Here is a 23016-nt window from a genome sequence, read left to right as displayed (position 1 = left end):
TGGCCTTTCTCAAATGGGTCATTCGACGGCCAGGCGGCACAAGACGGTGTTGCTTTGTTCAAGGTCGGGACCCCAGATGAACTCGGCTTGCTCGGCCCAGTTGATTTGGTCGTATCCGTCCTTTGGGTCGACCGCGCGCGCGGAATGTATATAGGCTGCGTCCCAACCCGAAGCGTCAAAATCTGCTGTGTCCCAACCGGCAGGTTCCTCTTCGGCTACAAATCCGCACGCGCCCTCACCAGCCACAGGGTTTGCAGTCTGTTCGCAGGCCTTATCCAAAGGTGCTGTGTGAATCACATAGCATTGCCAACCGCCGTTGCTGACAGCGGCAAGGATGCCTGCGCTATCCATAATCTGAACGATCACGCCGCCGTCGCCCATCTGCTGACGATTGGTGCCGATATACTCAAGGCCCGTATCGTTTTCCTTGAAATCCTTGGCAACAAGGCCAATCACGAAAGGGCGCTCTGCCTCAAATGTGAAACTTTCGGCATTAAAGGACCGCTCGGTCGTGATGGGGACACTGTCTTCGGCGACCTGTTCGCCGTTGATCCGCATTTCGAACCAATTGTCGGCCCAGACATCGGCAGAAAAGGTTTCAGCCGCAGCAGCCGTACTTGTCGCAATCACGGCGAAGATTGGAAGTAATCGGGTCATGGTGCAGTCCTTGTCTGTAGTTTCTGTGATTAAACGGATGGGTTTCACTTCTCCGTCGAGGGGTATTGCTGCTGAGGATCGACCTTCTGTGCTGTTCGGTCCTTCTTTACTCATCTGCGTCCGCGTTCGGGATGACAGGAACCAGCAAATGTGTATCGTATCGCCCGCCTGTGTGGATCAAATGCGTCCCTTCGTTGATGGTTGCGTCATGCGCCAGCGTGGGATGATCAAACTGATCGTAGCCTTGTATGGATATCTCAAGCGTTTCGCCCGGCGCAAAACGTGTGCTGCTCGGCAGTATCTCAATTTCGACCGGAACGACTTCACCGCGATCCATGGGTAGGCTTCGGGCGTGGGTTAAGACTGGCTGCTGCGGCGTGGACTGCTCAGCATCAAGTTCTCGTTGCGAGACACGCAACCAGCCAAGTGCAGCAGGCGCCTGATTGAAGCCCGTCTTGCCGTAGAACATGACCTCTTCACCGGCGGTATCATACTTCCGGATTGCAACGAAAAGGTCCATGTCCGGTGCGCCGTCTGTCTGCACCCACAGGCGTAGCTTCATATTCCCAGTCAGTTCGGTTTCTTGATCAAACGTCGTGCGAAAAATAGCTTCGCCGGTTTGCGCGTCGTATCTGGCCACGTCTTCATTTGTTGGCGTTTCTTCGCGCAGTGTCGCGTCAGAAGCATCAAGGTAGAGTGGCGTGTACACAGTTGAAGGCAGCGGCCAATTCTCTTCGTAGTTGACATCGTATTCGGTCAGCGTGTCGCGCACGTCCATCCTGACGCGTGGTCTCGTATCAAATCCGTTGTCTTCACCCTTCAAAAAGTGGTCGAAAAACGCCGTCTGAGTCTCACGCGCCTCATCACTGTAATAGACGGCCCATTTCAGCTGGCCATGGACGTACAACCACTTCTGGTCCGATGCGATACGTTTGAATCCCTCGAACGATCCGCGCGTATGTAGGCCCTGATCAGACCAGCTGGCACCTATGAGTGCGGGAACGGTAATACTCTCCAGGTCAATACCGGACGGCGGTTGTAAGTTGTCTTGCAACCAACGCATCAACATTGGTCGCACGCTGGCAAACGCGATTATGGACGTGGGCGGCAGACTGGTCTCAGTTGCCATTTCCTTAACCCTGTTTGACCAGAAGGCCGTGAACGCGGTCTCGGGAATGCCGCCGTGAAACTGGACGTCGCGGAAACTATCGGTCTGCCCTTCCCATGGCATGATTGCCTTGAGGTATTCGGGCGGTGTGCCGCTGGCAGCGACCCATTGTGCGATGGCCAAGTAGGACACCCCCGTCAGGCCAACGTCCCCGGTGCTCCATTCACGTGTGCCTGCCCAGGTGATCGCATCGTGAAAGTCACTCCGATCTTGCTCGGTCAGAACGCCAGCCACGCCTTCGGATTTGCCATATCCGCGACTGTCTATCGTGACAACGGCATACCCTTGCTGCACCCAATAGGCCGGATCTGGCCCCTCCCAAATCGTCCATGGGCTGACATTGATTTGCCCCAAGTCGAAATCGTCCTGCGCATTCAGACGCATGATGTCGGGATATCGATCTAACCCATCATCTTTGTGATAAGCGGTGAAGGCCATAATGACCGGAACCGCGCCTTCGGCTTTCGATCTGAAAACGTTGGCTGATAGACGCGTGCCATCTCGTGTGATGATAGCCACGTCGCGTTCAATGATGACCTCATCCTCAAGCCTCGAGGTCTCAGTCACCACAAGCGGATTGTCAGGCGTTTCAAAGAGGTCTGACAGGTCGGTTGGCTCGTACACTGACGGATCGTCCGACAAAATCCACACTGCACCAACAACGATACATCCCGTCAACAGTCCGAATCCCAAAATAGCCTTTTTCATGCGCGTTCTCCTTCGGTCACAGACGCCAGGCGGCTGGAGACGATGATCCAAACGAAAGACGCCAGACAGAAAATTACGAGAGTAGCCGGACCGAAAACTTCGAAACCTGCGAACAAGGCAGTGCCGGCAGCGAAAAGCGCCCATAATTGTGCAGGGTTTGCGATTCCCTCTCGCAAAGCGGCGCTCAGGATCACTACGTTGACTGGCAAGTAGACCAAAAGAGCCGTGATCGAGCCGGGGCTGAAATCCTGAAAAACCAACGTTCCCCCAACGTGAAAGATCGTATTCACAAGCTGAGAAGACATCAGAAAAATGATCACAACCCAGTTCGCTGCGCGAGTGCGAAGCGTTGTCGCAATCAGAATACAGACCAGTGTGATTGCGGTCAGAACAACGAACACCGCTTCCGTGCTCAGCGGGTTGTTATCCGCAAAATACCGAAGTCGCCAAACGCGGAAATCAAGAACCAGGTTCTCCTCGGTGTGGTGAATTGCGTAAGCCAACGGCGCAAGCAGGAGGGTGGTGTGAAACGGCCAGTTCAACATGTGTGTCTCCATATCCAATTGCCCTTTGGGTAGACTTCACCTAATTGACTATCTAGTCACTTAGCATTTGGGGGAGGGAAACGGCCATGAAACGCCAACCGGGATACCGTGGATTACGCCACACAAGCAACCGAGAGGCCCTTCTCGGTGCTGCGTCAGACCTGATCGGCACGCGCGGTCTTTGGAACGTTTCTATTGATGAAATCGTGCATCATGCCGGTGTGGCTAAAGGTACATTCTACAACCATTTCAAAGATAAACAGGATATTGCCCATCACGTCGCCCTTGGTGTCAGGCAAGATGTTCGAGATCGGATTGCACGGTTCAAGACCATCAATCCCGATCCCGCATGGCGCCTGTCCATCGCGCTGACGCTCTTCCTGGACCTCGCAGTTCATAGCCCGAAAAAGGCGCAGATACTGGTGACAATGCTGACTGATGTGTCAGATGTTGGCGCGCCGATGAACGCACGTGTTCGTGAAACACTGGAAGCAGGACTTTCGACGAACCGGTTTTCTTTCCGGTCTCTGGATTCCGCGTTTGTCTTTATTCTGGGCATCGTTTCCGCAGGGATAAAATCCATTCTGGAACGCGACATCCAAGGCGATACTCCCGAACTGATTGGCGATTTGATCGCGCATGGTCTGATTGGCCTCGGGCTATCATCCACAGACGCAGAATTGATGGCCACAACGGCAAGAGACCAAGTGCGTTCAGCATCGACATCTGATCAATCGTAAAACGGCTTCAAAAGCTTTCTTTTTTAACTCATAAGGTGCGACGGTTCCGCAGGTTGTTTCCAATAGCAGTCATTAAACAACGAATATTCAAGGGCAACCTTGTCCGCATCGACGCCTTCGACTTCATCCGGCTACAATTGGCAATGAGTGAGTGTACGTAATGGGAGACCGCAAATGCCGATGCCCTGGACATACCGGCACGCCTCCAAAGAATGGCGGGCTTTTTTGGACGATGTGAAAGAGCGCATGTCCCTTGAAACCGACAATATGGCCTACACCGCCGTAGATGCAGTTTTGCAGGTCTTTCGACGCCGCCTCACTGCACAGCAGGGGCTGGCCTTCGCAAGTGTTCTGCCAACCGTTCTTCGTGCGATTTTCGTGAACGGTTGGGATGTCTCTGAACCGCCCGAGCCGTTTTCGGATCGACTGGCACTCATCGACGAAGCCAAGCAGGTTCGCGTGAACCATAACCTGACGCCAGACAATGCAATCGAAGCGACGGCCTGGGCTATCCGCCGTTGCACGGACCAGAGGGATTTCGAGAGAGTGCTCGCGCAACTACCTGACGAGGCTGCGGCATACTGGCATGTCGAGGTTGAAGATCCGACAGAACTGGATCAGCGGATTATCTAGCGGCAGAAGCGGACGTTCAAAGTGCGAGAACAAACGTCAGGAAAGTCCGCGACCTGATCCTTGCCCTCGCGTTCTTCGCCGCACGCTGCACAGATGACTGGTTAGGCCGCTGCTTCGCGGCGAAGCGCTTTACGCAAGTCCAGAAGTTTTCACGCTGCGTGCGCGCGCAGCACAAATTCATTACTCCTGCTATGGGCTCTTCTGGTACCCTCGCCGCGGTGGTCATGAAAGGCCGGTTCGGGAAACACCGCCTCTCGCTGCACCGCATACGAACTGGTAACATGCGGACAAACCGGTCATCCAATCTCTAACTCTGAATGACCGCTAAGTAACCGAAAACCCGCTTCTAGAATGTTAGTTCTTGTATCGCCGTCATTACCGCGCCTGCGTTCCCCGATGTCATGGATGCAAAGTTGCCAGTATCGTTGTCCCAATATTTGCCAGTTGCATCCGCAAATGCGTCGTCCAGCGCCAGGCGGATGAGAATGTCCGCTCCGATCTGAAGGTCGTTACCTGCCACTCCAAAGCCTTCCTTGACCATTTTGGACGCAAGGAGAGAGCCAGGATTGACGGCAAGTAACACGGGTCCGTCAGGAAGGTCCTTCGCCACTTGTTGCGACCAGATCGCAATGGCGCGTTTGCTTTGAGCGTAGGCTCCCATGTCGTCCAATTTGATTTCCCCGGTTAGGGCTTGGATATCGACGGGGGCTTGGGCGGCCGACGACAAGTTGATGATGCGCCCATCCTTAGGAATAATAGGCAATAGAGCCTTGGTGAGCGCAAAAGGAGCCAATGTGTTGACCAAGAACCGAACATCCTGACCATTTGATAGAACCGGGTTGGGTACTTTGTAGACACCCGCGTTGTTGATGAGAACATCAATGTGTTTATAATCTGCTTGGATGGCTGATGCCAAATCCGCCGTCGCCTCAAGTGAGGACAGATCGGCATTGTAGGTTGCAACATCACCGCCAACCTCGGCGGCCGCTGCCTCAAGTTTAGACGGGCTGCGCCCGTGCAGTATGATCTGATGCCCTTTATCTTTCAGCGTTTTTGCCGTCAAAAGGCCGATGCCGTCCGTTGATCCTGTGATCAAAATGGTCTTGGTCATTTTAATGGTCCTTGTGTGGTAAAGCCCGGCAGCAAATCGTCAGCCAAGCGCTTCATTGTGTCTTCGATATTGGCTTGGTTGAAGCGGAGGTTCAGGGCGACATGATTGATGCCCCGCGCTTGCAGTTCGGCCAAGTAGGATTTCAGGAACGAGACACCAGAACGAAACCCGAGGTGTATCGGTTGGGGCTGCATATCTGCGTCTTCAACGAGGTCCACGTATAGCGACTGCATCACCGGTTTTTCGGACAATCCTGCTGACATGGATCGCGCCCGGTAATCTGCAACCAGCCGCCCTTGCGCACCCACGTCGCGTGGATAGGTCATCCATCCATCGCCATGGGCTGCGATCCATTCGGGGCTTTGTTGACTGCCGCCGGTGATCAGGATCGGCAGGCGTCCGGCACTAGGCTTGGGCAGCATATCCATATCGCCATGCAGGGCACCGTGACTACCCGCATATGTAGGATAGTCGGATGCCATCGCGCGGATATAGGCGAGGCTGTCGCGGAAACGCTCACCCCTGTCCGGGAACGTCATGGCTAAGGCCGGATACTCTTCGGGGCGGTCACCTGACGCTACTCCTAGAAGCAGTCGTCCGCCCGAAAGCTGATCCGCAGAAGCTGCGGCCTTGGCGACATGTGCCGGGTGCCGGAGCGGAAGAATGACACTGGCGACACCAAGCGCGATGTCGCGCGTCACGCCAGAAAGAAGTCCGAGATACACGAAAGGATCAAACATTTGACCCGCATCGCCGAAGGTCGGGACGTTATACGGTACGTCCCTCAGCCAGAGTGCCGCGAAGCCCAGTGCATCAGCCAGTTGTGCCCGCTCGATATGGCGTGTCATGTCGGGCGTCGGACTATTGCTGTGGGCGTCAAGTGGGACGACTAGGCCGATACTCAGCGCACCCGGCTGGAACACCGCGTTATAGGCGCGGTTCAGCTTGGGGAAACTAGTTGTCGCAGTGCCATCGGGCATATTATCGTCCTTTCATCGTTCCAGTGAGTTAATATAAAACCAGCGTCCGGCTCTCGATGCTCTTGCGTGGAATGGTCAGTGATGTGTCTTCGATCAGATCAAGCGCACTATGGGCGACAGAGGGTTTCCCCTGATTGTCATAGATGTTGAACAGTGCCACTTCGTCCGGGGTCATGCGCGACTGATAAACCCATTCATGATCCGGGTTCGCAGCCAATCCCATGATGTGGCCTTTGCGGTCCGGATAAATTAGGTCGATCAGCAGCCAGTCTTGGTCGATCACACCGGATGGTCGCACGAAGCCGAGCGGGGCCGAGTTGATCGGGTTTTCGATAGGACGCCACACGTTGATAAAGGCGTAGTGACCGTTGGCCCATGATGCGGCTTTTTCGTCTCCCAGCACTGTAATCAGCCGTTGCTCTGCCCCTTCGCGACTATAATCACTGTGAACATTGCGTGCCGGTTTGCGGGAGAAATTTGGATCATCTATCCGCACGGTATGATCAAACACCACCACCTCTTTTGCGCCAATCTCGCGTTTCAGAAGTGTTGATAATTCCTGATCGTAAGCGCTTTGCCATTCATTGTCTTGCTCGAACCCTTTGACTTGCGAGGTTGCTTTGAAAAACCCAACACTATCACTGGAGAAATTCACATTTGCGTCGCTGCGCACATCATGGACAGCAATTTCTGTCACTGCATGCGGCGGCGAGATAATCTCACCTTCTACGCCGCCCGCATCGATGTGATACGCCTGACGCTGATCCGAATGGATGTGGTAGTTGACAATCGCTGTACGTGGCATGTGTTCACCTTTCGAGGAACGAGGCCCGACATTATGCGCCGGGCCTCTTGGAAGATCAGGCGAGGTCGTCTTTGCCTTCGATCAGGAAGTGATAGCTCTCGGATCCGGCGTGACGGGCTTCCAGATGTGGCTTATATTCCGGGTCGTTCATAAAGTTCATCGCGGCTTCTTTGGACGGCCATTCCATCACGATGCGCAAGGCGGCGGGACGATCATCGCCTTCCACCTGTTCATGACTTGATGTCCGGGCAAGGTATTTACCACCATGCTTTTCAACGAGCTTGTTGGCTGTTGGCAGGTAGTCTGGAATCCAGTCATCGTTGGATGGTGAAACTGCAAGAACGGAATAATAGGTCATAGTGGTCTCTCCTTTGGTTGACGGGTTGTCCTCACACATATGAGGCATTGAAATTCAGAAGAAACCGCTCATTATTGAGTTCAGAATTCTGGTTTTGGATATAATATGGATACGGAAGCGTTGCGCCTGTTCGTTCTCGCCGCTGACAAGCTGAACATCAGCGCAGCGGGCCGTGAGCTTGGCCTTGCCCCATCGGTTGCGAGCGCATGGATGGCGAAACTGGAGAAGAGTGTCGGAGCTGATCTGTTGCACCGTTCTACACGTCAAGTTTCTCTTTCGATTGAGGGTGTCGACTTCTTGCCCTATGCGCGTGACATCATCGAGCGGGAAGACGCAGCTCGCGCGGCCTTGGGTCAGGGCAAGAAGCACGTTTCAGGCACATTGCGGTTTACGGCTCCCAGCACCTTTGCACAGCTCTATATCGCGCCCATCTTGCCGGATTTCATGGGACAGCACCGCGACCTTACGCTTGATCTCCACCTCTCGGACAAACAGGTTAATCTCATTGAAGGGAGTTTTGATCTGGCACTCCGAAACGCGACCCTTGAGGATTCAAGTCTCCGAGGTCGGAAGCTGGCGGATGACACACGCATCTTGTGCGCCTCGCCCGCCTACTTAGAGCAACATGGACACCCAAAAACACCGGATGACCTGTACAAGCACCAGATCATTGCATTTGGCACTACTGACAAAAATGAGCTAATCGGCAACGATGGCTCAGAACATGTCTTTGCACCGAAGCAGGCGGATTGCCGTTTGATCATTGATGATGGTTGCAGCCACAAATGCGCGACTTTGGCTGGAGGCGGGATATCAGCAAATTCGCTCTGGAGCGTCCATCAGGAATTGTCGTCAGGAACGCTTGTGCGGGTTCTGCCTGAGTACAAGCTTGCCGAAGAAACAGTCCTTTGGCTGATCTATCCACAATCGAACGTCTTGTCCGCCAAAGTCAGGCTCTTCATGGATTACCTGCTAGATCGAATTGGACGACATCCTCCGTGGGTAGCCCGATAAGTTAGTGATGAAGTTAGGAGCTAGAGGGGCGAAAAATTGCATCAAGATGTCTGCAAAGGAGTTTCAGAAGTTATTCGGGTAGCGCCCAGCATTTAGTAGCTTGAGCTCGATCCAGACCTTCGCTGCGCCCCACCCTAAGTCCGCTGCGCAGACAAAAACGACCTTGAGTTCTGACACTTCGCTGACGCAGCATCCCTTTACGGTTGCGGCGGGAACACCGCTGCCGTGCCGCACGTTTCACTGAACCGGACGTCTATGGTAGTCAAGATGACTGAATCGAAACGGCAAGTTCGCCGCAGCTTGATCCAACTAATCAGACGCGGACGAAACCGACCTTGGGTTTTCTGACTTTGCTGATGAAGCATCGCATTGCACATGCGGTGACCACTCTTCCAAAAAGACCAAACTTTTCGACTCAATTCGCGCGGGTAACTGAAGCAGCAAAACATCCAGGTTTTGCATTGTGCAGATGTGCATAGGAAACCTGTTCATCCTCAAAAGCAGCTTTGATGGCATCGGCAAGCTCATCTCCTTGCAGGACATCAGCATCAATCATCATATGATTGCGGTCGAACAAGCGAAGTGAAATGGCGCGAGATCGCAAAACCTCTGGAACCTCGCCAACATTCAGCTGCGCTTGCAGAGCATTCTCACGCACAAAGATTGCGTGGGTGGCTTTATAGGGTGAGTGCGCCGGTTGATGTTCATAGTTCAGTAGAATGACCGTCTCGCCCACCTCGGCGTCCGCCATGCTAACGCGACAAGGCGTACCCGGCTTTGATTGAACAATCTGCCGACAGGCGTTCCTTTCGACTAGTTCAGTATCAGAAAGCGCAAATAGATTGGCAAAATCTTCGGCGGGAAGAGAATGAATTTGAAAGCTCATTTTGTTAGTTTCCTTGTGTGTGGCTTCCGAGTTTTGGCATCATCATATGCGCCACTCGGTCCATAGCGCGGGCAATACGCCGGTTGCCCGCGCTTGTTTCGCAGAGCGAATTGTGAAGTCAGATCAGTTCTTGCTTTAGTCCAGCGAGTTAAAGCCGATCATGTTGCCTTCGGTGTCTTGCGCCAGTGCGACAAAACCGAATTTGCCGATTGAGAACTTCGGACGGATCACTTTGCCACCGGCGTCTTCAATGCGGGCCTGTTGGACAGCGCAATCCTCAACCGAGAAGTAAATCTGCGTCCCACCAGGTCCGGGTTTCGCATAGGGAGCCCTAACAAGCGCGCCAGCCGCGCCATAGACCTCCATGTTACCTACGAAACCCTTCATCTCAGTCTCACCTGTTGGGTCGGCCATATCTTCCATTTCAGCGCCCAACACCGCTTCGTAAAATCCTTCGGCACGATCCATCTGATCCACATAGATGTCGAACCAACCTACTGCATTCGTCTGTGTCATAGTTTTATCCTTTCAAGACAACTTCAATTCCACTTGTACGGGCCGCAGCTCGGAGAGCCGCACAGCACAAGGAAAGAATTAGTTGGCGGAACTGATTATCGAAATACCCGCAAATGCGGGGGGGACCAAAAGGTCAAATTGAATGGTGCTTTGGTTGTGGTTCAAATCAGTCCAAGCGAAGAAGCTCTGGAAACCGCTTGCGCCAGCGTCACACTCTCAAGCTTCATGCGCGCGTCTTTGAGGTAGCTGCGAACCGTATGCTCGGACAAATTGAGAATAATCGCAATCTCGGTATGCGCCTTGCCTGCGGCGGTCCACCTCAGGCACTCCAATTCGCGCGGCGACAACAAGGGAATGCTTTCGTCATCGCCAACGATCTCAGCAAGCGCCATTCGGTGCAGCTCGGCCGCAAGACAGATCAAGTGATCGCAATTTTCTGTCAGGAATGGCTCCCAAGTCTCCCCGCCATTGGCAACGCGGGCATTGAAAGACAGCACGCTGCGCCGCCCTATTGGGTCGACGTGGCTGACACTGAAACCTGTGGGCAAAACGCCGTGCTTTTCAGCTTGTTCCATCATAGCTGTAAGCTCAGGTTTGAGCCGAAGTGATGACCAGCAGAACGGCAAGTTCGTAGTCTCCGCCATCTGCAGGACCGGGTCGATCCGAACATAGTCATTCAGCAGATAGTGGCTGACCCAAGCTTCCGGATAGTTGGTTCTTACATATGGCTTGTCTTGGGCATCTTTTCCTCGTCGGAAGAGATGCAAGGTCACATACTCGACGCTAAAATGTTCGGCAATACGCGGGACAGAGGCCTGAACCGATTTAGCCAGATAATTTACCTCGCCCCGGTCCACCATCTTATCTCCCTTGCTGAAGGTCAGCATTGAGCACGCGGAAACCTCAAATTTATCCCACGCTCAATAATGTCCGCACGAGCGCCGTTTGGGAGTTAACACCGGTTTTCTCATAAATACGAGACAAGTGCGTTCTGGCGGTGTTTTTACTTATGCCAAGCTCTTCGGATGCCGCAATCAAATTATCACCTTGTACAATACGATATGCCAGTGACATCTGCCCCTCCGACAACCCAAAAATAGTCTTTGCAACAGTCATGCGGGCCTCCACGTCACCGTCGCTTTCGGTTTCGACAAAGGTTAGGCCATCTCTGACAAAAAGTACGCAGACAATGACATTCCCTTCGTCTGTTTCCCCAAAGACCACAGGGAACCGAAAGCTCCTGCCGCTTTCGGAGATGTATCGGTAGTGCTGAAAGTAGCCGTGTTGTTCGGCAGCGCATTCCAAACCCGCTTGAAGCAGCTTGTCCCATGAGGGTCTCGTGGCGCGCAGACGGTTGTTTGAAATTTGAAGCCCCTTGTGGTTCTCAAGTTTCTTGCGTGCTTCATCCGGGGCACATAGAATTTTGCCCTTAGCATCTACTGCCAATCTGCTTGCGTCAATTTGCTGATGCCCACGTAGTACGAAAGAGGCATAAAGGATGCGCCATATTCCGTCTGATCGCTCCAGCACTCTGGTTTCGAACGTATTTTCAATCCGCCCATTCGCATGCCGTGAGGTTTCATCATACACAACGTGTGCGATGTTTCCGCTGACTGTGACGTTCACATTGAGACGCTGAATGTCGGATATCTCATATGTTGCGCCGTTCGCCATCACGTTTTGCATGTAGCGACTCAGCGACTCCCACCCTTCAAGAACAGTTGCGCCGAAAGAAGACGAAACGCAGACTTCACGCGCCCGCGCGTCTTGCACCCAACATTCTGCCCAGCCATCAAAGTCCTGCCGCACAAACATATCAGTTTCGCGTTTGAGAACGTCCATAATTTTGGAATTTCCGGTAATTCCGTTGGTTGGTTGCGTCATAGTTCGCTAGAGCTCATGAGGATGTGAATTTCGTAACGGTTCAAGATGTTTTTGCGGTTTCAATTTCGACGTCTTGCAGGCTATCGATCTAACCACTGCAAGCCACTCGCAAGAATGTCGTCTATAGAATTCATCTTCGGTCAATCTTAGTCCAGAAAGAAGATCAGCCCCAACTTTCACTTGTAAAGGGTCCATCCGGTTTCATCCTGTTAACAATTTCTATCAAGATGACATTGGCAGAAAGCGCGGGCCCAGATTGTCATCCGAAGTGACCACACGCTGGGTTTACTTCCAAAGAAAGTGGCAACCTAAGAAGACCATTGCACATCAATACTGAACGGCTGCTAAGCCGCGCGGCTGGTTTCTTTGTCTGCGCCCCTCTCGTCGCATGGCGTATGAATGGCCGTTTGCTGCCATGGGGCACAATCGTCACGTGATCGCTTGGACGCCAAGGTTTGCGTCCATTCCCGACCTCGTGGCGAGAACCGGCGCAATCGCGACGATGCCTTTGCCAATCGCACGGCACCACGTGGCCCGCTTTGGGCTCGGTGTGGCCCAGCTACCGTTCAATCTCGATTCCGTTCCCGTCCGTCTTTGCTGGCACGAGAGACGGCGGACCGACCCCTTGAACAAATGGCTCCGCGAGCAGGTCAGGGTCATAGTCGAAGATCGTATGAAGAGTTGATCGCGCGCATTGCAGACATTCGCCGCATTGCGCGAAATTGGGAGGTATGGGCTCTCTCCAGACCTTTGCCGCAACGACGACCGATGTAAGCAAAGCAGATCAGAGCCCAATCCCCCGGCTTCGTCCGAAGTCCCAATCGACGCCGCCATTTCCGCGCGTGACGCCTGAGATGTGTTTGCCGAGATGCTTCTCGACGGACGGTGTCCAGGGCACGAGTTGGAATCCGAGGCCATCGTCGATCATCGCGAAACGGCCCGAGGCGAGCGCGATGCGCCGCTGATAGGTGCCGGCGACATATTCCCCTGATGCAGACGGCACGTATGGGCGGCCGAGCTCTTCCGACAGTTGTTCGCCGACCGCATCCAGTTCTCCCTTGCGCAGCGTGTTCAGCAAGTCGCGATTGAAGATCACACGCTGACCTTGCCTCATCGCTAAGCCTTCACCAATCAAATGCTCGGCGCGCCGTTCCAGCGCATCGCTGACCTCGGCGCCAAACCCGCCACCGCCGAGCGGCGTCGGTTCGCGTGCGATCGCCTGCCGATCGAGCCAGGTCGCCCCTGACGCGGTCACTTGCCGTTCTGTCGAGAGGTCAGAGCGGACCGCGAGCACCACGCGGCGGCGGCCCTTCGCATCGTCGAATTTCCGCAACTCGACGATTGATCCGGGTGCGCCGTCTCCGGCCGCGTCGATATGCGGCAGCCGGACATGATGGGTGCGACCGTCGACACCGTCGATCACCGCATAAGCCGTTCCCTTGAGTTCGTCATCGAGACCGCGATCGACCAGTCGGCCGATGACAGGATCGCTCAGGCTTTCGCCAGCCAGCACGTAGCTCGATGCGCCTCGCTCAATGCCGCGCTCAGCAAGCCCGCGATGGATGCGCTTGATGATGTCGCCGCGCTCACCGAGTTCGCGCAGCGTCGCCTCTGCGCTCTCCTCCATCACCCACTGACCGGGGCTGATCTGACTGGCGAGGCCGAGGGATTCAAGCCTGCGGATTCGTCCGACCTTGAGCGTGTGAAGTTCGTCTGGCCCGCGTCCGCGGCGGGGCGCGAGGTCGATGATGCCGTGGGGATTGGCGTCACGCTGGAGTTGGCGGTCGAGGGTGGTCCAGCGTTCGCTGTCGATCTGTCGTTCAAGGGATTTGCGGATGTCGTGGTCGGTGCGTGGACCGAGTTCCAACGTGATGAAATCGCGGGCGCGATCGCGCATACCCTCCCTGATGTAGTCCCGGGAGATCACTAGGTCGTCGCCATCATCCCGCACGCCGCGCACGATGAGATGAATATGCGGGTGTTCGGTGTTCCAGTGGTCAACGGCGACCCAGTCAAGTTCGGTTCCGAGATCTTTTTCAATCTGCCGGGCGAGGTCGGCGGTGAAGGATCGGAGGTTTGCCATCTCCAGCGCATCGTCAGGTGAGACGATGAAGCGAAAATGATGACGGTCATCTTCGCAGCGCTCGGCAAATGTCTTGGCGTCTATTTCTTCCTCGCCTGGCCCGAACAGCCTTGCCTTTTCTCCATCGCGGGTCACACCCTCTCGGCGCAAATAGGTGAGATGTTTTGCAAGCGGCGCACTGCGTCCATTGTTACGGACGACGTGCGCCTTGACGACGGCGCCGCGGGAGCGTGCCGTGATGAATCGATTGGCTTGTACGGTCGCCCGTTTCCCGCGCCCGAAGTGGGAGCGGTTGCCGGGCACGATCATCCCCTTGCGCGAGATACCGGAACCCGCCTTCTGTGCCGCCGCCATTGCCTGTGCGATGAAGGGTCGTGCGCGCTGGCTGGTCGAGGAGCGGATGCGGCCAGGCCGGATGCGGAAGTCGTTTTCGTCGCTCATGCCGAATGTCCCGCACATCGCGCAAACGCATTGAATTTGCGGAGAAACAAAGATGATCGCAGGCTGCGCGTGTGCTGCGCACATCGTGAGTGCATCACATAACCCTTTGAAAACCCACAACCGTCCACAGCCGCACATCGTCGGCTTTTATCCTGCCATCCCCTTCCCCTGTTGCAGACCTTTCCGCTCATTCCACGCCACATTGCGCTTCTGCTTTCGGAACTGCGAATTGCGCCAGCGATCGTCATGGGCGCCCATCTATACGCGTCCGCGCAACAAACATGGCATCGGGCTGTGCGCCGTCGGCGCTTTGGTGATGCGATTTTGGTCGTCGTGGATGCGTCTCCAAACGGCGCTTGTCTTGCGTTGCGTCTGCAGCCGAATTGCTCTGGGATCGTTCGACAAACAGCGGAGCTTCGCGCCAATCGGGCGGTAGCGGAACCGCAACGCGAGTGTTGCCATTCGACGCCAGTCCGAGCATCGGAAGCAGTGTCGCCATGTAAACGCGGGTCTCGCGTGGCAGCGCGCGACCGGTGTCCAGATGCTGCTGGTAGCGTTCCGGCCCTGCATTGTAGGCCGCGAGAAAGCCGGGCGAACCGAAGCGGTCGTGCATCTCGCGTAGATAGGCTGTACCGCCGAGAATGTTGTCGCGCGGGTCGAACGGATCGCGGCCGAGACGATGGCGGATGCGCAGATCCGCCCAGGTTGCGGGCATGATCTGCATGAGGCCCATCGCGCCGGCGCTGGAAACGGCGCGCACGCGCCCTGCGCTTTCGACCTGCATTACGGCGCGGATCCAGCGCTCGGGGATGCGGAAGCGCTGCGATGCCTCTGTGAAGTAAGCGCCATAGGGATCCTGCACCGACTGCGCGATCGGCGTGCTATGAGCGATGCCGACCGACGGCAGTCCGACAGTGGAAAAGAGGCCGGTAAGGAGAAGGAGAGCAACCGACCGGATGGCGCAAAGCCATCCGGCGGCGCTGCGATGGCGGAGTATGTGCATCGCTTCAGCTCTGTTCGCGGCGCTTCGGCGGCCGGTTCCAGGTGAGTAGATAGGTGTCGTTCTCGCTCACCGAATGAAACAGGTTGGCGTGGATTGGATGCGGCAGAGCCGGATCGTCGATCAGCAGCGAAACGTAATCCCCGGCCTTCTCGCCGGTGCGTTTCCAGCCTGCGCCGATCTCCTGGGCTTGGTCGTCCGTGCCGATATGGACACGGTAGTCTGGTGCGTTCTCGGCGTCGGTTTGTTCGGCCGGAACGAGCGTCAGTTCAGCGTCGAGGGTGAGCGTCTTGAGGTGGCCGCGATAGCCGTCCCTGGTGCGGGTGAAGTGTCCGATATGTGCCATGGGAATGTCCTTTCGGTTGGCGTTGGTGGAAGGTTTGCCGTGCTGGTCATCGGGAATCCGCACGCCAGCGGTAGCCGCCCGTTCCATCCTCGTCGGTCCACAGCGGGACCGCCGAGCCGATGATCGAGGTGGCGGGGATCGGGCCGAAATACCGTCCGTCGAGGCTGTTCTCGACGCTCCGGTTCATGAGGAAGACTTCGCCTGCCGCGATGCGCCGGCAGCCCTGCCAGACGGGCATCGGTCGACCGATGGAATCGTGCCGAAGCGCCTCTCCCATCGCCACTCCATCGACGGTGATGTTGCGGTCGATGCGGCAGACGGTCTGATCCGGCAGGCCGACGATGCGCTTCAAGAGCGGGATGTCCGGCGGCAGATAACGGCGTTCCGTCACGAAGCGTTCGAGCCGTTCAGGCGGATTGACGGCGACGAAGTCCTGTACGTCGATCTGGTCGACGGGGTGCACCTGGTAGAACCCGATCGGAGCGGACGGGCTGGCGTTCCAAATGACACGCGTGGGGAAATCGACGAAAGCAGACGCTGCGATCGCACCGATCGCCGCGGCGCCGACGAGGAGCAGCGCTCGGTGTTTCATTGGCCGACCCTCCGCCGCTTCAGAAAGGCGGTATGACGGGTCGGTGTGTAGCGCCGTGGCTCAAGACGTGCGGCCATTCGGTTGTGAACGTGCCGCCAATATTCCGGTGGAACATCGGCGGGATCGATGTCGATCGCGTCGATGGCATCGACCGCCTGCAAAACACGCGCGACCTTCGGCCAGCGCTGGGCATGTAGAAGGATGTCGCCACCGGGCCGCACGAAGGGGAGCGTCTGATATGCTTCGCCGGGTTCGACCGCGCGCACGATGTCGATACGCGACAGGACCGTGCCATAGTCGTTGGACTGCCAGCGCACGAAGGCGAAGACGCTTCCGGGCGCGAAGCTGACCATACGCCGCTGGCGATTGATGATCCGTTCGCCGGCCTCGCGGCCGAAGCGAAGCCAGTGTTCAACCTGCTTCTCGATCCAGATGAGCTCAACTTGGGTATGGTGGGACGCGAACGGGATCATCGCTCCGCTCCCGGAATAGAGCTTGTGCGACGGCGCGGATGCGTTTCGGTCGCGCGGGATTGCGTCTCTGCGGATCTGTTTTCCACACTCGCTCGCGCGCAACAAATGTTAGATTCTTGGTTAGACTCTAAGTTAGAGGCGCGATTTTCGTTTTTGTCTTCGGACGTTAGGCCCGGTTTCGGTTCCCGATGGCACGACACCGCGGTTCCCGATGGCCCGATAGGCCGGGTTCCCGATAGCACGAGGCCGTCAACATCCTGTCCACAGGGCGCGGGCTCGAAGGCGAGCAGCGTCTTGCCGCCAATCGTGACCTCGATCGACAGAATGTATCCGGGCAGTGGCTGGCGGCGAACGATGTCGCGCAGTTCATAGGCGAAGCGCTTGAAGGGCGAGAGGCTGCCGGACTTGAGATAGAGATGGCGAAACTCGAACCGCCATCCGGCGCGCTGCTTGCCGCCGTGTTTGCGCACGATCCGGTAGAGCCAACGGTCGAAGCCGCCGGTCAGCGAGAAATAGGCGCGGTCGATGGTGAGGATCAGCGCGTCGTCGAGGACGGCGCTGTAGAACCAGTCCGGCACGATCAGTTCGATGCCGGCAGGATTGCCCTGATGATCGGTGCGCTCGACCCATTCGTTGATCCAGGAGAAGCGGTGCCGTCGTCCCAAGGCGGGCTGGCGGATCGTCGTCGCCACTGTGGTCGATTGAAGCCGATCGAGCGCGGCCTTGAGCCGTTTGTAGTCGCGTGAACTGACGCCGCGACCGATGAAGGTGAGAATCTCGTAAGGCGTCGCCGCCATGAGGCGCGACGTGCGCAGCCCGGCGTCGCGCGCTTCGACAAGCTGGCTGGCCGCCCAGATCAGGATGTCTGCATCCCAAATGGTCGCCATGCCGTGTTCGGGGACCGCCTCAACGCGTATAGCGATATCGGCAACCTCATAGTCGATCGGTTTAACCCGATGCGACTTGGACAGGCTGAAAAAGGGATAGGCCATGAGATCCTGCGCATCGCGGGGCGCGAGGTCGCCGCCGAGAGCATGAAACAGCTCCAGTTGGGCGCGCTCGGACTGGGTGGGTTGTTTCCTCATCATGGTGGGCCAAACACGCTCAGCGTGGCTCGCCGCTGGATTTCGCAAGTTTCTGATCATCATGGCGTTTGGCGGGCAGAACCGATCCGCGCGGATCGGAGGTGGACGTCACAGCGCCGCGATCAGCCCAGGCCTGCAGATCGTCTATAGAATAGACGACGCGCCCGCCAAGTTTGCGGTAAGCGGGGCCAGTTCCGTAGGTGCGATGTTTTTCCAATGTGCGGCCGGACAGGCTCAGGAAGCGAGCCGCTTCGGGCGTTCTCAGGTAGCGTGGCGGTAGGTCGGCAGTATTGGCGGGCATGATCTGGCCTCCGTGAATGCGATGGAGCCACTCACAAGGAGTGGCGAACAACGGTCACGATGGCGAAGCAGGACAGCAAAGGGGGATGGGGAAGTTGGGGGTGCTAAAATCTCACCCTCAGTCGAGTCAATATAGGCGGTTGCGGTCGATAGATTGTAGACGTTTGGTTAGCGCGCCTGATTGCGGCCTGAAGAAGCTTCTTACCTGTCGATCAGCGGCCCGGTTTGTGCTTTCGCTTGAGATGCCCGGTTAGCAATGGGGTATAGAAGTCATCGAACAGGAGCTTGTGCGGAAGCGTGGTGTCTAGTGCCGTGCGCTTCTTGATCCCACTGCGTGTTTCTCGGCATTTTGGCTGACATCCCCTAGCGACCGGTACACACCCACGGCTCCGGGTAGAAGGTCAGCTATGTAGGCCAGTCATCGGTGTCGTTGTCGGGATGTTGGCGCGATGTCCGCCGCGCGAGTGCGGTGCCCTCTGGATCGTCCTCTTCGCTTGATCCGAAGTTCGGCAAGTCAACGAGCTGCGCAGTCTGTGGTAGCTTGCCTTCGATCCCTAACTCAAAGGCAAGAGCGATGTCGGATGGATCATCAAATGCACCGATCGAGATCGAGAACCGCTCGCTTTCCTCGTTGTGATAGAAGAGTGGCGTGCCGCAATCACCACAAAACCCGCGCGCGATTCCTTCCGAGCTGTAGAACTTCGATGGTTGCCCACGTGTCCAGGTCAGATCACGGACCAAGACGCCAACGCGCGCACCGAAGAGGTTTCCAGCCGCCTTCTGGCACATGCGGCAATGGCAGACATGCGGATTGTCGCTGAGTGCCGCGGCGTGGAACCTGATCGAACCGCATTGGCATCCACCCGATTTTGCCAATTGAAGATCTGTCACTTGAGTGAGTTGGCGTATTCTTCGAGCTGCGTCGCTACTGTACCCCAGCCGTCGTAGAACCCCATGTCTTCGTGGCTCTGACGCGCTTCGGGTGAGCGACGCCGTGCGGTCGCGGTGTATGTGGTGCCGCCATTGCCGTCGTCCTCAAATTCAATGATTGCTGTCATGAAGGGATCGGCCGCAGGCTTCCAGCCTTCGCTATAGGTGTCGGTGAAGACGAGGCGCTTGCCGTCCTCGACTTCCAGATAGACCCCTTCGTTTTCCATCAGGTTGCCCTCGACATTCATCGTCGTGTTGAACTTGCCGCCCACACGCAGGTCGATCTCGCATTTCTCAATCCCGTGTGGCTTGGGGACGAAGAAATTCTTGATGTGCTCGGGCGTGGTCCAGCACTCCCATAAGACAGATCGGGGTGCATTGAGCGTGCGGGTGAACGTGAGGTCGGTTTTGGGATCGGAGAGTCATTTGTTCTTCTCCTTCATAAGGTTGGTGATGTAATCGTCAAATTGGTCAAGCCGTCCTTCCCAGATTTCGCTTTGCTCTGTCAGCCAGTTCTTCGCGGGCGAGAAGGCATCCGGTGCCAGTTGGCAGACACGGGTCCGTCCTTTCTTCTCGGATGTGATCAATCCGGCTGCTTCCAGCTTCTTCAGATGTTCCATGAAAGAGGGCAGCGCCATGTTGTGGGGTTCCGCCAATTCGCCTGCGGTCGCCTCACTACGCGCAAGGCGCTCGAGGATCATTCTCCGCGTCGGATCGCCGAGGGCCGAGAAGCACAGATCAAGGGTCGAATCAAACTTAGACATATCCCTAAGTAACAAGGCTCCGTCAGCTTTGTCAAATTATTTAGGAAAATCCCTAAGTAATGCGAAAGCCGTCATTTGCTGCACTGCACGAACGGGGAAGTATGGGGGCTCGGAGCGGATGAAGTGGATGGCTCCTGCTCCACCCGGCGTCGCAATGCGCCATAATGCAGGTGTCGAAATCTGCTTTTGAGAGGAGCCACCCAATGCAAGTAAAAACCATAGGACTGGATCTGGCCAAGAATGTTTTTCAGGTTCACGGAGTTTCTGTGACTGGCGACAAGGTCTTCAACAAGAAGATCAAACGCGCAAAACTGTTAGAGTTCTTTGAGGGCCTACCGCCTTGTGTGGTCGGTATGGAAGCCTGCGGTTCGGCCCATCATTGGGGCCGTGAACTTCGCAAGTTAGGGCACGATGTCCGTTTGATGCCAGCAACTTACGTCAAGCCATATGTCAAACGCGGAAAGACCGACGCAGTGGATGCAGAGGCAATCTGCGAAGCGGTTGGCCGCCCGACGATGAGATTTGTTGAGATCAAGACCGAAGACCAGCCAGCTCTTTTGACCGCCCACCGCACGCGCGAACTCATCGTCCGCCAGAGAACCCAGGTCTCAAACATGATACGGGGGATGCTGCGTGAGTTTGGCTATGTTCTCCCAACCGGGGTTGAGGCTGTGGCCCGCTTTTCCAAAAGCCACCTGGACGGTGATCAACCTAAAATTCCCGAACTGGCGAACGGGGTTCTCGGCACCTTGTGTTATCAACTCCTTGGGCTCAGCGCCCGAATTGAAGGCTTTTCCAAGTTGATCGAGAGCCATGCTCGGCGAGATGCCAACGCACGCCGACTGATGCAGGTGCCTGGGATTGGTCCAATTACGGCGTCGGCCATCGTGGCGACCGTCGGCGACGCCAAACAGTTCAAAACCGGACGAGATCTGGCCGCTTGGCTGGGCTTAACCCCGCTCAACAAGTCCAGTGGCGGCAAAGAGAGGCTTGGGCGGATTACCAAGAAAGGTGATCATTACCTCAGGAAACTTCTTATCGTTGGCATGACATCGCGCGCATTGATGGCAAAACTCCATCCCGAGAAAGTCGATATCTGGACAGCGAGGATGCTCGCTGGAAAGCCGGTTCGACTTGCAACAGTTGCCATGGCAAACAAAACCGCGCGCGTGATCTGGGCAATGTTGACGAGACAGGAGAATTACCGGCAGCCGGTCACCTGATCGGGACACCTGCCAGAGATGCAAGGCGCATGACGTGATGATGCGGACTAAGTCAACCAAGAGCGAGGACACTCCGGGAATGACGTTGGCCCTCGAAGGCCGTGAAGCCGATTGGAACCTCGCTTGCGGAAATCATCAAGGCCAGTGGCAGATCACCACATGAACAGGCCGGACAGACGACTGTACTGATTAAACGCCGCAATAAACGTCAAAAATGTCTTGCAATGCAGGAGCCATCCACAGACGACATTCGGTGATAGCAAGGCCCCACCTGAAGAACTCAGGTGGGGCTTTTCGTCAGGGACTCAGTCGCCATTGCGGCGATTGGGGCGGCTCCAGATGAGGCTGAAGCCTTCGCCGTCTTCCTCGTCGAAGAGGTTGGCATAGATTGGAGCCGTGAAGCTGGGGTCGTCCAGTTTGAGGCCGAGATAGCCGCGACCCTCGTTTGAGGTCTTTGACCAGGCGGCGCCGATTTCGGCGCGGCCCACCAGTACGCGGTGGCTGGGTGCATTCTCGCTGGCCTGGCTGGTTTCTGGAACGATGCGGACGTTCTTGGCCTGTACATTGAGGGTGACGATTTCGCCGGTATATTCGTTGCCGGACTTCTTGAAGGTGCCGATGGTTGCCATTGTAGTTCTCCTTGATCAGATGTTTCCGAGCCCGCACCATTGCGGCCTCGATGGAGATCGGCAGGTCGAAGGCGACCGACGGCTCACCCGTGAGGGCCCAGCGTCAGCGCCGGACGGAGGCGGGAGACTTTCTTGATTTCGCGAGGAATGGCGGCGCAGCCGGCAGGGGAAGAAAGTGGGCCGGCACCGTTGAGCCATAGGCGGTCGAGGCGAAGCCGCCTTTCGGCCAGATCAGTCCATTGAAGAGGCCGTTTGGAGCGGTCGACCCCCAACTCTGAAGATCAATGGAGAAACTGGAAACCCGGTGACGCCGCGAAAGTCCGACCCTATTACGGTGACATCGCAATCGTCGCCATGTCAGGCAAGCTCGTCTTTCCGTCAGCTAACGAGCCAATCCAGCATTGATACTGCTCCAACGTGCCATGACGGCTTGCGCTTTCGGGTGCCGTACAAAGGCCTACACATAAATCGGGTCCTGCGTCGGTCGATTCAGGATATCCATTCAACCCCCACGCCTTCGATCACCGGCCTGGGTGTTTGGAAGATCAAGGCATCAGACTCTCCCTTTCCCGTTCCGGCCATCCGGGGACTACGATCCGCGCAAATGCTCCATATCTGATTCCGTTGGGGTCATGCCTGCCATACGAGCGAGCGCCGCAATACCGATGGCGACAGCGCCCACGATCGAGACGGCGATTTGCCAGTTATCAGAGGGCATGATGTGTTTCGCGATGCCATGTGTGGCGGCGTAACCGGCCACCGCCGCCGGTCCGACGAACAGGGCTGCGACAACCAATCGGATCCACAGCGGTCGTGCGAAGCTGAAAACGAGTTGTCCAATGATGAAGATCGCAGCGGTGGCAACGGCTCCGATGACAATGGCGCCAATCGGGCCAGCTCCGCTGCCATGCACCCACAGACCCGCCGTGACACCAATGAGTAAAGGCAATGCATAGATGGCGAGCGAGAATACCAGCCAGCACAAGAGGCCGATAGTGGTGATGAGGAGCAAAATGTTGAACGCGATCATGGTGGATGTCTCCGTGCAAAACGATGAACGGTTGCGCCTGCCACCACCACCTCGGCGCTCAATCAGCATAGCAGAAATGCTGCGCTCCTGACAGTTCGATGACGGGGAACTGAGC

27 protein-coding genes and 1 pseudogene are annotated in these 23016 nt (G+C 56.4%); 5 read left to right on the top strand and 23 right to left on the bottom strand.

The window, feature by feature from the left end; translation table 11 throughout:
• Positions 1-18 precede the first annotated feature (18 nt).
• From ACZ1HF_RS12910 to ACZ1HF_RS12900, 3 genes are all read right to left on the bottom strand, one after another.
• A complete protein-coding gene (locus tag ACZ1HF_RS12910; RefSeq protein ID WP_472657895.1) occupies positions 19-657 on the bottom strand; it encodes a PEBP family protein in 639 nt (212 codons plus the stop codon).
• Between the two features lie 106 nt (positions 658-763).
• Positions 764-2533 (bottom strand): CocE/NonD family hydrolase, encoded by a 1770-nt coding sequence (locus ACZ1HF_RS12905; protein WP_472657894.1) that lies wholly within the window; start codon positions 2531-2533, stop codon positions 764-766.
• A complete protein-coding gene (locus ACZ1HF_RS12900) occupies positions 2530-3078 on the bottom strand; it encodes an HXXEE domain-containing protein (RefSeq protein WP_472657893.1) in 549 nt (182 codons plus the stop codon). The genes ACZ1HF_RS12905 and ACZ1HF_RS12900 overlap by 4 nt, the downstream gene beginning before the upstream one ends.
• Before the next feature lie 86 nt (positions 3079-3164).
• Between ACZ1HF_RS12900 and ACZ1HF_RS12895 the strand changes: the two genes are divergently transcribed.
• Both ACZ1HF_RS12895 and ACZ1HF_RS12890 read left to right on the top strand, forming a co-directional pair.
• Positions 3165-3818 (top strand): TetR/AcrR family transcriptional regulator, encoded by a 654-nt coding sequence (locus ACZ1HF_RS12895; RefSeq protein WP_472657892.1) that lies wholly within the window; start codon positions 3165-3167, stop codon positions 3816-3818.
• A gap of 174 nt (positions 3819-3992) precedes the next feature.
• Positions 3993-4451, top strand: coding sequence for a DUF2267 domain-containing protein (locus ACZ1HF_RS12890; RefSeq protein WP_472657891.1), 459 nt, complete (start codon positions 3993-3995; stop codon positions 4449-4451).
• Between the two features lie 346 nt (positions 4452-4797).
• Here ACZ1HF_RS12890 and ACZ1HF_RS12885 read toward each other — a convergent pair whose 3' ends face one another.
• From ACZ1HF_RS12885 to ACZ1HF_RS12870, 4 genes are read right to left on the bottom strand one after another with little or no spacing between them, the layout of a single operon-like run.
• The gene (locus tag ACZ1HF_RS12885; protein WP_472657890.1) at positions 4798-5562 is read right to left on the bottom strand and encodes an SDR family NAD(P)-dependent oxidoreductase; all 765 of its coding nucleotides are present in this window, start codon (positions 5560-5562) and stop codon (positions 4798-4800) included.
• The gene (locus ACZ1HF_RS12880; protein WP_472657889.1) at positions 5559-6542 is read right to left on the bottom strand and encodes an LLM class oxidoreductase; all 984 of its coding nucleotides are present in this window, start codon (positions 6540-6542) and stop codon (positions 5559-5561) included. The genes ACZ1HF_RS12885 and ACZ1HF_RS12880 overlap by 4 nt, the downstream gene beginning before the upstream one ends.
• Before the next feature lie 28 nt (positions 6543-6570).
• Positions 6571-7347, bottom strand: coding sequence for a CmcJ/NvfI family oxidoreductase (locus tag ACZ1HF_RS12875; RefSeq protein ID WP_472657888.1), 777 nt, complete (start codon positions 7345-7347; stop codon positions 6571-6573).
• Positions 7348-7402: 55 nt separating this feature from the next.
• Entirely contained in the window at positions 7403-7705 is a 303-nt protein-coding gene (locus ACZ1HF_RS12870; RefSeq protein ID WP_472657887.1) for a DUF1330 domain-containing protein, read from the bottom strand.
• A 105-nt stretch (positions 7706-7810) separates the two neighbouring features.
• Here ACZ1HF_RS12870 and ACZ1HF_RS12865 point away from each other — a divergent pair, with 105 nt between their 5' ends.
• The gene (locus tag ACZ1HF_RS12865) at positions 7811-8719 is read left to right on the top strand and encodes a LysR family transcriptional regulator (protein ID WP_472657886.1); all 909 of its coding nucleotides are present in this window, start codon (positions 7811-7813) and stop codon (positions 8717-8719) included.
• Between the two features lie 415 nt (positions 8720-9134).
• Here ACZ1HF_RS12865 and ACZ1HF_RS12860 read toward each other — a convergent pair whose 3' ends face one another.
• The 4 genes from ACZ1HF_RS12860 to ACZ1HF_RS12845 form a co-directional block, all read right to left on the bottom strand.
• Positions 9135-9605 (bottom strand): DUF1203 domain-containing protein, encoded by a 471-nt coding sequence (locus ACZ1HF_RS12860; RefSeq protein WP_472657885.1) that lies wholly within the window; start codon positions 9603-9605, stop codon positions 9135-9137.
• Positions 9606-9740: 135 nt separating this feature from the next.
• Complete coding sequence (locus ACZ1HF_RS12855; protein WP_472657884.1) at positions 9741-10121, bottom strand: VOC family protein; 381 nt, start codon at positions 10119-10121, stop codon at positions 9741-9743.
• A gap of 161 nt (positions 10122-10282) precedes the next feature.
• Positions 10283-10981, bottom strand: coding sequence for a LuxR family transcriptional regulator (locus ACZ1HF_RS12850; RefSeq protein WP_472657883.1), 699 nt, complete (start codon positions 10979-10981; stop codon positions 10283-10285).
• A 49-nt stretch (positions 10982-11030) separates the two neighbouring features.
• The gene (locus ACZ1HF_RS12845) at positions 11031-11963 is read right to left on the bottom strand and encodes a LuxR C-terminal-related transcriptional regulator (protein ID WP_472659043.1); all 933 of its coding nucleotides are present in this window, start codon (positions 11961-11963) and stop codon (positions 11031-11033) included.
• Between the two features lie 412 nt (positions 11964-12375).
• Here ACZ1HF_RS12845 and ACZ1HF_RS12840 point away from each other — a divergent pair, with 412 nt between their 5' ends.
• Positions 12376-12690 carry a LysR substrate-binding domain-containing protein gene (locus ACZ1HF_RS12840; protein ID WP_472659042.1) on the top strand — a complete coding sequence of 105 codons (315 nt, stop codon included), beginning with the start codon at positions 12376-12378 and terminating at the stop codon, positions 12688-12690.
• A gap of 99 nt (positions 12691-12789) precedes the next feature.
• Here ACZ1HF_RS12840 and ACZ1HF_RS12835 read toward each other — a convergent pair whose 3' ends face one another.
• The 10 genes and pseudogenes from ACZ1HF_RS12835 to ACZ1HF_RS12790 form a co-directional block, all read right to left on the bottom strand.
• Positions 12790-14529, bottom strand: a complete 1740-nt coding sequence (locus ACZ1HF_RS12835) for a relaxase/mobilization nuclease domain-containing protein (protein WP_472657882.1) — start codon at positions 14527-14529, stop codon at positions 12790-12792.
• Positions 14530-14773: 244 nt separating this feature from the next.
• Entirely contained in the window at positions 14774-15532 is a 759-nt protein-coding gene (locus ACZ1HF_RS12830; protein WP_472657881.1) for a lytic transglycosylase domain-containing protein, read from the bottom strand.
• Between the two features lie 4 nt (positions 15533-15536).
• The gene (locus ACZ1HF_RS12825; RefSeq protein ID WP_472657880.1) at positions 15537-15875 is read right to left on the bottom strand and encodes a DUF736 domain-containing protein; all 339 of its coding nucleotides are present in this window, start codon (positions 15873-15875) and stop codon (positions 15537-15539) included.
• 46 nt (positions 15876-15921) lie between these two features.
• Entirely contained in the window at positions 15922-16467 is a 546-nt protein-coding gene (locus ACZ1HF_RS12820; protein ID WP_472657879.1) for a S26 family signal peptidase, read from the bottom strand.
• Positions 16464-16940 carry a DUF2840 domain-containing protein gene (locus ACZ1HF_RS12815; RefSeq protein WP_472657878.1) on the bottom strand — a complete coding sequence of 159 codons (477 nt, stop codon included), beginning with the start codon at positions 16938-16940 and terminating at the stop codon, positions 16464-16466. The genes ACZ1HF_RS12820 and ACZ1HF_RS12815 overlap by 4 nt, the downstream gene beginning before the upstream one ends.
• Positions 16937-18028: a replication initiator protein A gene (locus tag ACZ1HF_RS12810; protein ID WP_472657877.1), complete on the bottom strand. Its 1092-nt coding sequence runs from the start codon at positions 18026-18028 to the stop codon at positions 16937-16939. Before ACZ1HF_RS12810 ends, ACZ1HF_RS12815 begins: the two co-directional genes overlap by 4 nt.
• Positions 18029-18044: 16 nt before the next feature.
• Positions 18045-18326: a helix-turn-helix transcriptional regulator gene (locus ACZ1HF_RS12805; protein WP_472657876.1), complete on the bottom strand. Its 282-nt coding sequence runs from the start codon at positions 18324-18326 to the stop codon at positions 18045-18047.
• A gap of 404 nt (positions 18327-18730) precedes the next feature.
• Entirely contained in the window at positions 18731-19216 is a 486-nt protein-coding gene (locus ACZ1HF_RS12800) for a GFA family protein (protein WP_472657875.1), read from the bottom strand.
• Positions 19213-19671: pseudogene (locus ACZ1HF_RS12795) on the bottom strand (SRPBCC family protein); the annotation flags it as partial. The pseudogene ACZ1HF_RS12795 and the gene ACZ1HF_RS12800, both read right to left, overlap by 4 nt.
• Before the next feature lie 6 nt (positions 19672-19677).
• Positions 19678-20019 carry an ArsR/SmtB family transcription factor gene (locus ACZ1HF_RS12790; protein WP_472657874.1) on the bottom strand — a complete coding sequence of 114 codons (342 nt, stop codon included), beginning with the start codon at positions 20017-20019 and terminating at the stop codon, positions 19678-19680.
• 203 nt (positions 20020-20222) lie between these two features.
• Between ACZ1HF_RS12790 and ACZ1HF_RS12785 the strand changes: the two genes are divergently transcribed.
• Entirely contained in the window at positions 20223-21242 is a 1020-nt protein-coding gene (locus ACZ1HF_RS12785; RefSeq protein ID WP_472655593.1) for an IS110 family RNA-guided transposase, read from the top strand.
• Between the two features lie 305 nt (positions 21243-21547).
• Here the strand turns inward: ACZ1HF_RS12785 and ACZ1HF_RS12780 are convergent, their stop codons facing one another.
• A complete protein-coding gene (locus ACZ1HF_RS12780) occupies positions 21548-21871 on the bottom strand; it encodes a DUF736 domain-containing protein (RefSeq protein ID WP_299555696.1) in 324 nt (107 codons plus the stop codon).
• A gap of 589 nt (positions 21872-22460) precedes the next feature.
• Positions 22461-22901 (bottom strand): hypothetical protein, encoded by a 441-nt coding sequence (locus tag ACZ1HF_RS12775; RefSeq protein ID WP_472657873.1) that lies wholly within the window; start codon positions 22899-22901, stop codon positions 22461-22463.
• Positions 22902-23016: the final 115 nt, after the last annotated feature.

The organism is Litoreibacter sp. GN1-5 (assembly GCF_055693805.1).
The sequence above is the reverse complement of the archived record's forward strand: the minus strand, read 5'-3'. Positions and strand labels throughout refer to the sequence as shown.

Excerpts from the sequence above, each read along its gene's own strand:
- ACZ1HF_RS12860 (WP_472657885.1), bottom strand. The coding sequence starts at position 9,605 with ATGAGCTTTCAAATTCATTCTCTTCCCGCCGAAGATTTTGCCAATCTA.
- ACZ1HF_RS12830 (WP_472657881.1), bottom strand. The coding sequence starts at position 15,532 with ATGCACATACTCCGCCATCGCAGCGCCGCCGGATGGCTTTGCGCCATC.
- ACZ1HF_RS12870 (WP_472657887.1), bottom strand. The coding sequence starts at position 7,705 with ATGACCTATTATTCCGTTCTTGCAGTTTCACCATCCAACGATGACTGG.
- ACZ1HF_RS12820 (WP_472657879.1), bottom strand. The coding sequence starts at position 16,467 with ATGAAACACCGAGCGCTGCTCCTCGTCGGCGCCGCGGCGATCGGTGCG.
- ACZ1HF_RS12855 (WP_472657884.1), bottom strand. The coding sequence starts at position 10,121 with ATGACACAGACGAATGCAGTAGGTTGGTTCGACATCTATGTGGATCAG.
- ACZ1HF_RS12825 (WP_472657880.1), bottom strand. The coding sequence starts at position 15,875 with ATGGCACATATCGGACACTTCACCCGCACCAGGGACGGCTATCGCGGC.
- ACZ1HF_RS12810 (WP_472657877.1), bottom strand. The coding sequence starts at position 18,028 with ATGATGAGGAAACAACCCACCCAGTCCGAGCGCGCCCAACTGGAGCTG.
- ACZ1HF_RS12780 (WP_299555696.1), bottom strand. The coding sequence starts at position 21,871 with ATGGCAACCATCGGCACCTTCAAGAAGTCCGGCAACGAATATACCGGC.
- ACZ1HF_RS12815 (WP_472657878.1), bottom strand. The coding sequence starts at position 16,940 with ATGATCCCGTTCGCGTCCCACCATACCCAAGTTGAGCTCATCTGGATC.
- ACZ1HF_RS12850 (WP_472657883.1), bottom strand. The coding sequence starts at position 10,981 with ATGGTGGACCGGGGCGAGGTAAATTATCTGGCTAAATCGGTTCAGGCC.
- ACZ1HF_RS12785 (WP_472655593.1), top strand. The coding sequence starts at position 20,223 with ATGCAAGTAAAAACCATAGGACTGGATCTGGCCAAGAATGTTTTTCAG.
- ACZ1HF_RS12775 (WP_472657873.1), bottom strand. The coding sequence starts at position 22,901 with ATGATCGCGTTCAACATTTTGCTCCTCATCACCACTATCGGCCTCTTG.
- ACZ1HF_RS12905 (WP_472657894.1), bottom strand. The coding sequence starts at position 2,533 with ATGAAAAAGGCTATTTTGGGATTCGGACTGTTGACGGGATGTATCGTT.
- ACZ1HF_RS12875 (WP_472657888.1), bottom strand. The coding sequence starts at position 7,347 with ATGCCACGTACAGCGATTGTCAACTACCACATCCATTCGGATCAGCGT.
- ACZ1HF_RS12895 (WP_472657892.1), top strand. The coding sequence starts at position 3,165 with ATGAAACGCCAACCGGGATACCGTGGATTACGCCACACAAGCAACCGA.
- ACZ1HF_RS12845 (WP_472659043.1), bottom strand. The coding sequence starts at position 11,963 with ATGGACGTTCTCAAACGCGAAACTGATATGTTTGTGCGGCAGGACTTT.
- ACZ1HF_RS12900 (WP_472657893.1), bottom strand. The coding sequence starts at position 3,078 with ATGTTGAACTGGCCGTTTCACACCACCCTCCTGCTTGCGCCGTTGGCT.
- ACZ1HF_RS12910 (WP_472657895.1), bottom strand. The coding sequence starts at position 657 with ATGACCCGATTACTTCCAATCTTCGCCGTGATTGCGACAAGTACGGCT.
- ACZ1HF_RS12835 (WP_472657882.1), bottom strand. The coding sequence starts at position 14,529 with ATGAGCGACGAAAACGACTTCCGCATCCGGCCTGGCCGCATCCGCTCC.
- ACZ1HF_RS12890 (WP_472657891.1), top strand. The coding sequence starts at position 3,993 with ATGCCGATGCCCTGGACATACCGGCACGCCTCCAAAGAATGGCGGGCT.
- ACZ1HF_RS12885 (WP_472657890.1), bottom strand. The coding sequence starts at position 5,562 with ATGACCAAGACCATTTTGATCACAGGATCAACGGACGGCATCGGCCTT.
- ACZ1HF_RS12880 (WP_472657889.1), bottom strand. The coding sequence starts at position 6,542 with ATGCCCGATGGCACTGCGACAACTAGTTTCCCCAAGCTGAACCGCGCC.
- ACZ1HF_RS12790 (WP_472657874.1), bottom strand. The coding sequence starts at position 20,019 with ATGTCTAAGTTTGATTCGACCCTTGATCTGTGCTTCTCGGCCCTCGGC.
- ACZ1HF_RS12805 (WP_472657876.1), bottom strand. The coding sequence starts at position 18,326 with ATGCCCGCCAATACTGCCGACCTACCGCCACGCTACCTGAGAACGCCC.
- ACZ1HF_RS12865 (WP_472657886.1), top strand. The coding sequence starts at position 7,811 with ATGGATACGGAAGCGTTGCGCCTGTTCGTTCTCGCCGCTGACAAGCTG.